Annotated in this window: 6 protein-coding genes and 1 pseudogene; 2 read left to right on the top strand and 5 right to left on the bottom strand. The window is 53.9% G+C overall.

What is annotated here, in order from left to right; genetic code table 11:
- Positions 1-2122: pseudogene (locus tag BIY29_RS19320) on the bottom strand (hemagglutinin repeat-containing protein); the annotation flags it as partial.
- Between the two features lie 293 nt (positions 2123-2415).
- Here BIY29_RS19320 and BIY29_RS19315 point away from each other — a divergent pair.
- Positions 2416-2772 carry a helix-turn-helix domain-containing protein gene (locus tag BIY29_RS19315; protein ID WP_121576641.1) on the top strand — a complete coding sequence of 119 codons (357 nt, stop codon included), beginning with the start codon at positions 2416-2418 and terminating at the stop codon, positions 2770-2772.
- 82 nt (positions 2773-2854) lie between these two features.
- Positions 2855-3091, top strand: a complete 237-nt coding sequence (locus BIY29_RS19310) for a SymE family type I addiction module toxin (protein WP_121576640.1) — start codon at positions 2855-2857, stop codon at positions 3089-3091.
- A 43-nt stretch (positions 3092-3134) separates the two neighbouring features.
- On the opposite strand, the gene BIY29_RS19305 is transcribed toward BIY29_RS19310, so the two are convergent.
- The 4 genes from BIY29_RS19305 to BIY29_RS20900 form a co-directional block, all read right to left on the bottom strand.
- Positions 3135-3398 carry a hypothetical protein gene (locus tag BIY29_RS19305; protein ID WP_121576639.1) on the bottom strand — a complete coding sequence of 88 codons (264 nt, stop codon included), beginning with the start codon at positions 3396-3398 and terminating at the stop codon, positions 3135-3137.
- The gene (locus tag BIY29_RS19300; RefSeq protein ID WP_205680384.1) at positions 3382-3951 is read right to left on the bottom strand and encodes an adhesin; all 570 of its coding nucleotides are present in this window, start codon (positions 3949-3951) and stop codon (positions 3382-3384) included. The genes BIY29_RS19305 and BIY29_RS19300 overlap by 17 nt, the downstream gene beginning before the upstream one ends.
- Positions 3902-4174: a hypothetical protein gene (locus BIY29_RS19295; protein WP_147437183.1), complete on the bottom strand. Its 273-nt coding sequence runs from the start codon at positions 4172-4174 to the stop codon at positions 3902-3904. The genes BIY29_RS19300 and BIY29_RS19295 overlap by 50 nt, the downstream gene beginning before the upstream one ends.
- Positions 4158-5599 (bottom strand): VENN motif pre-toxin domain-containing protein (locus tag BIY29_RS20900; RefSeq protein ID WP_170158984.1); only part of this gene is annotated, 1442 nt, incomplete at its 5' end. The genes BIY29_RS20900 and BIY29_RS19295, both read right to left, overlap by 17 nt.

Genomic DNA, 5599 nt, shown 5'->3' with positions numbered 1-5599 from the left:
TGCCTTCCGTGCGCGCAATATCCGCCACCTGATTGCCGATTTCGCCTATCAACTGCGTCTGTTGCAACCGCTGCTGCTCTTTCTCCTTATCGAAAATCGGTGAGAGCGTCTGGTTGGCGTGCTCCACATCACGGCTCAGGCTCGCCACATCCTGCGTCTGCCTGTTCGGGTCGCGAAGGGTTATCGTGCCTGCGGATACCGCCGCACGGGTGGTGCCGCTGTCATGGCCTTCACTATCCGACCCCACCAGCAGGCCATTCGCCATATTGCCCGCGAACTGACTACCTATGCTGCCGCCGGTGCTCAGACCAACGCTCTGATGTTCCGCTTTATAGTCGGCGCGATTTTCAATGTCGCTGAACCCCAGCGTACCGGTATCGAGCCGGTTTTTGTCCGGCGTGGCGGTCGAACCAATCACCGCGCCGTCGAGTTGGGTATGTTCGCCCACCGTTACGTCAAAGCCGCCCTTGCCAGCGAAAATGCCCGTTTGCTCAACCACCGAATCGTAGTTGCTGTGCATCTTGTCCCTGCTCAGGTTGATGCTCGCCGAGCCGCTCATCGAACCAAAGGTGAAGCTGCCGCCAGCGCTGGCGTTCTGCTGTTTTGCATCGTAGCGGTCGCTGTCCTGCTCCGAGGTCATCGTCAGGTTGCGCCCCACCTCCGCTTTCACCGTCTCGCCGCTGACCTGCGCGCCGGTCAGCCGGGTATCGCGCCCACTCTGCATCGTCACCTGACGCCCCGCATCCACCGTGGTTTCCGTATGGGTGGTGCCGTTGCCGCTCTCGCTGCCTTTGCCCTTGTTGACGCTGGCGGAGACGCTGATGCCCCAGCCGCCGGAACCCACGCCAATCCCCACGCCGACGCTGCCGCCGCTGCTTTGGTTTTTGCCCTCAAGCTGCTGGGTGTTTTCCGCCGAAAGCAGGTTGAGGTCGCGATTGGCGGCAAGCAGCACATTGTTCCCCGCTTTAAGCTGGCTGCCTTCTACCGTCAGATCGCCGTCCTGATCTTGTGTGCCGGAACCGGTCGCGCTGATGCTGAGATCGTTGCCTGCCGTCAGGCTGCTGCCTTGCGCCGTATTCTGCTCGCTGCGCTGCGTCGATTTCGATGACTGGCTGCCGTAAGAGAGGCTGATACCGATGGTATTGTTGTTGGCGGCGTCATTACCCTGCGCCAGATCCATTCGCCCGGCCTGCACCGCCTGAACGCCGGAAAGCGCCGCTTTCATCCCCTGCAATGCCTGAAGGCGGCTGTTGCCTGCCGATTTCGCATCCTGTGTCGCCTTAACCGCACTGTTGAGCGCACTGCCCGCCGTGCCGGAGAGCGCCAGCGTCAGGCCCGACGTTTTCTGCTCAACTTCGTGCGTCTGGCGGCTCTGATTCTGTGCCGCTTCGATATTGACGTTCTTACCGATAAGCGTGATATCGTTGCCCGCCACCAGCTCTGAGCCGGTTACAGAGAGATCATTGCCTGCCCCCAGCGTCACATCGCCATTCACGCTGCCTACCGTGCTACCCAATTGCGCCACGTCCTGGCCGGTATCGGTAATTTTCAGGCTTTGCGAGCCAATGCTGAAACCGATACCGCCGGAGCTCATCAGGCCGGATTTTTTCTCCTGCTTCAGATGCTGTTCGTTATTATGCTCGCTCATGCCATCGACGGTAAGATCGTTGCCCGCCAGCAAGGACACGTCGCCGGTGCCTGCCACACTGCTGCCCAGCACGGCAAGATCGTTGCCTGCCGTGATGTCAACCGTATCGCCGCTCAGTTCACTGCCCTGTACCGTCTGGCGGGAGACGACGTCATGCGTGCGGGTGGTGGTCTTCGACAGCCAGCCGCTGCTGCCCGTTACCTTATGGCGTTCATCTAGATCGAGAAAGTTCTCTGCGCCTTTAATGTTCACGTCATGGCTGGCGCCCAGTTGCAGCGTACTCTCAGATGAGAGCGACGCCGCCTGCGCGTTAATGTCGTTACCCGCCGCCAGCGTGACGCTGCCTTTACCGACCACTTCGCTACCCACGCTGTCGCGCCGGCTTTGCTTCAGGGTGTTTTCGCTGTCCCAGACCAGGTCGTCGCTGCTGGCGGTGGTGACGGTGTTGAGATTCACATCCCGTCCGGCGACCAGCCACTCTCCTCATCCCTACATCATAACCGCACCTTCAGCCGCTGACATTAGCCATTCCTGTAACCCCGGCTAATGTCAGATGTAATAAACTTCGCCTCTATAGACCAATCCTTATAGTAATTATGCAAAGGTGCTCTCAGTATTACACCTCCCCAGATTGAGACCCAAAAAAAGAACACACTTAAGTTTTATTTAAATACATCATAGTGTATTTTAATTAAATGCCGTTTTGACGAGATAATATGATGGCGAGTAGTATCACACGTACAACATCTCACTGATATCTGCTGACTATGCCATTACCCGTTCGATTAGACGCATTACGTAAAAAGCTTGGTCTTTCTCAACAAGCTATGGCCGATGCTATCGGTATCCACGTTAACAGTTGGAAGAAATACGAAAACGGGCAGGCCATGCCTTCGCTGGATGCACTCAAGAAGATTGCGACCACATTGCATGTCAGTACCGACTACTTGCTGTTTGATGAACATGAACGTGGTCCGAGCGACACGCTGACGCTTCAGTTTGAGGCCGTCAGTCAGCTACCCGAGAACGAGCAGGCGATTGTCAGGGAAGTACTGGAAAGCCTGATAATCAAGTACCAGTCACGGCGTTGGGACTCATCCAGGAAGGCAGTTAAAGAAGAGTAGCAGAGACAGGATTTAGCGCGGGACTGAGGTGCTCGAACACCCCAGTCCCGCTCACCACAGGCAACTAAATGAGGTAGTTACTATGGCTAGGCAGCATCATAAGTCAGAACCCGCCACACCCCAAGCATTACGACACCTGAAAGTCGGCTATGTCAGCCGCCGCCACGCAGACCGACATGATATGACCCGCTATTACAGCCGCAGCCCCAGCCTCCACCTCAAGGGCCACTGGCTGGAAGCCGCGGGATTTGGGACGGATACGGCGGTGACAGTGAGTGTTGAGCAGGGGCAGTTGCTGATACGCATTGTGGCGGAGTGACAGACAAAAAAATCCCGGCCTTTTTAGGGGCCGGGATTTTTGTTTATTCTGGATCAGAAGGAGGAGGTCTTCGTGCTTTACGCTCATCTATTTTAGCCAAAATCCACGATCTAAGAGCCGCCGCTGTTCCTGCAATAACACTGGCGACTAAAACATGTTTAATATCTGCTTGTTCGATAATCACTTTATGACTAATGATGAACTTTACAGTTACCAAAGCCAGAGAAAAAAAGATTAAACACCAGAAAACCATGTATGCAATGCTTAGAAACAGCAAACCTACAGTAGGCTTATTTATTCTTTTCATTAATTTCATCCTTGACTGTGTTGCTTATAAATTCCCCGCCTATCGCACCGATAATATCACCAACAGGTGCTGAACCAGAACCTAAGACAGGATCAAATAAAAGTGGTGCAATTAAACCAACTGTTGTACCAAACGCCCATCCAGCACTTGTGCCAGTAAGAGCCCCTTTATCCAGCCCATCAGTAAATATGGTTCCCCCTGCGGCGATTCCTAAGTTAGCCCATATTCCACGCCCCGGAGCCAACCCCCCTGTAATTAAGGCTGCCGTAGTGCCCCAGTAATCATAGGTCTTGTTTTCATTACCCGGCTGGCTCAGGTCATACCATTGATACGCGGCATTCGCGCCTCCACTCAGCGCGGAACTTACCGCCACTTTGCCTATTGACGCCGCTGGCCCCAAATACCACGCGCCAGCGATCAGTACGCCGTTCGTATATCCATCCACTATCGCTTTGGAAATGTCCTGCCCTTCCAGCATACGATTCGGGCTAAAGAAATTATTATCAATCTTTATTTTTTGGCGAACCAAACAATTCAAAAAAATACATTCCAACTCCTAGAACAGCCCCCACCCCACCACCAACTTTCATACTAAATTTAACCCCATCAATAGCTGGCCCCATATCGAAATAAAATGCCCCCGTTTTTATAAATGCGACAAAATATCCTATAGGGATACTTAACATACAGCAAAAAATAACCACCACCATCATTCCTAAAACAAAAAAAACAAATCTTTTAACACTAAAGTATCCTGATTTATTTTCCTGCATCATTAACTCCAGTATTATTTATAACTTTCTCAGTTACATATCCAGAGCCTGTACTGGTTACACCACTAGCTACTGAACCTATTATTTCTGAACCTACTGGAGAGTATCCCCTTGAAAGCATCTGCTGGGTGAACTTCCCACCCACTGTATTACCAACAAGTGTACCTACTACACTCCCAGCCATTGATGCTGTAGGATCTTCCCCTTTTGCTTTACTTCCTAAATACGCACCACCTGTATTCACAACGGTACTAAAGGTTGTTCCTTTACCTTGAGTAAGCGCACCAGTACCTATTGCTATTAATGTATCGGTATAGCTATATTTATCGTTAGGTGACATAGTTAAAAGCTGTTTAGTTGCATCCGTAACACCTCCCAGCAATCCCCCGCCAAACACTGCGTAGACACCTGTCGCTGGTGCAACTATCGCGCCCCCCACAACAGAAGCTCCGACGCCCCACACCGTTAACAACCCTCGTACCGGATCCTGCCCTTCCGGCATCGTCCCCGTCAGCAGCTTATGCGCGGCATACTGCCGCTCTTCTTCCGTTACCGGGTTCAGCACATTGCCTGCCTCGTCCGTCAGGTTGGTATTGGTATACAGCGATGACACCGACTGACCGTAATCCTGCAATCCTTGCGGCATACTATCCGGGCTAAAGAAATTATTATCGATCGTCGTCTTCCCTGACTGGGCGCCCGCCAAGGCGGATGCGGAGCTATCTCCCACCAGTCCGCCTGCCAGCCCTGAGGCCAGCGTCGCCAGCGCCGATATCGTCTGTTTCTCTTCCTCGCTCAGTTCACCGACCTTTTTACCATACGCTTCGGTCGCTATCATCCCCATCAGCTCGCCGGTCGCCGCGCCTGCCGCCGCTGTCGCGCCATCCTTGCCCTGCATCGCCGCCAGCGCCGCGTTCACTGTCGCATGCGCCAGCACCCGCCCGGTCATATTATCTTCCGGTATTGTCTGAGCGATGACATTGGCAATATAAGGCGCTGCTCCGCCTGCCAGCGCCGCTTGCAAATCGCTTCCGGCCAGTCCCTGCACCGCCGCCGTCGCCGCCTGAATCGCCCGCTGGACCGCGCTGCCGGTGCCATATTTCTGCATTTCGGTTTTGTAGATATCCGTTTCACGCAGTTGCTCGGCGGTATAATTCGGGTGTTGCGCTTTCGCTTTGTTTGTCGCCTGAATTTGCCCTTCCGTGCGCGCAATATCCGCCACCTGATTGCCGATTTCGCCTATCAACTGCGTCTGTTGCAACCGCTGCTGCTCTTTCTCCTTATCGAAAATCGGTGAGAGCGTCTGGTTGGCGTGCTCCACATCACGGCTCAGGCTCGCCACATCCTGCGTCTGCCTGTTCGGGTCGCGAAGGGTTATCGTGCCTGCGGATACCGCCGCACGGGTGGTGCCGCTGTCATGGCCTTCAC

This window comes from Brenneria alni, assembly GCF_003666245.1.
Lineage (GTDB): Bacteria > Pseudomonadota > Gammaproteobacteria > Enterobacterales > Enterobacteriaceae > Brenneria > Brenneria alni.
This window is presented reverse-complemented; position numbering and strand designations above follow the sequence as displayed.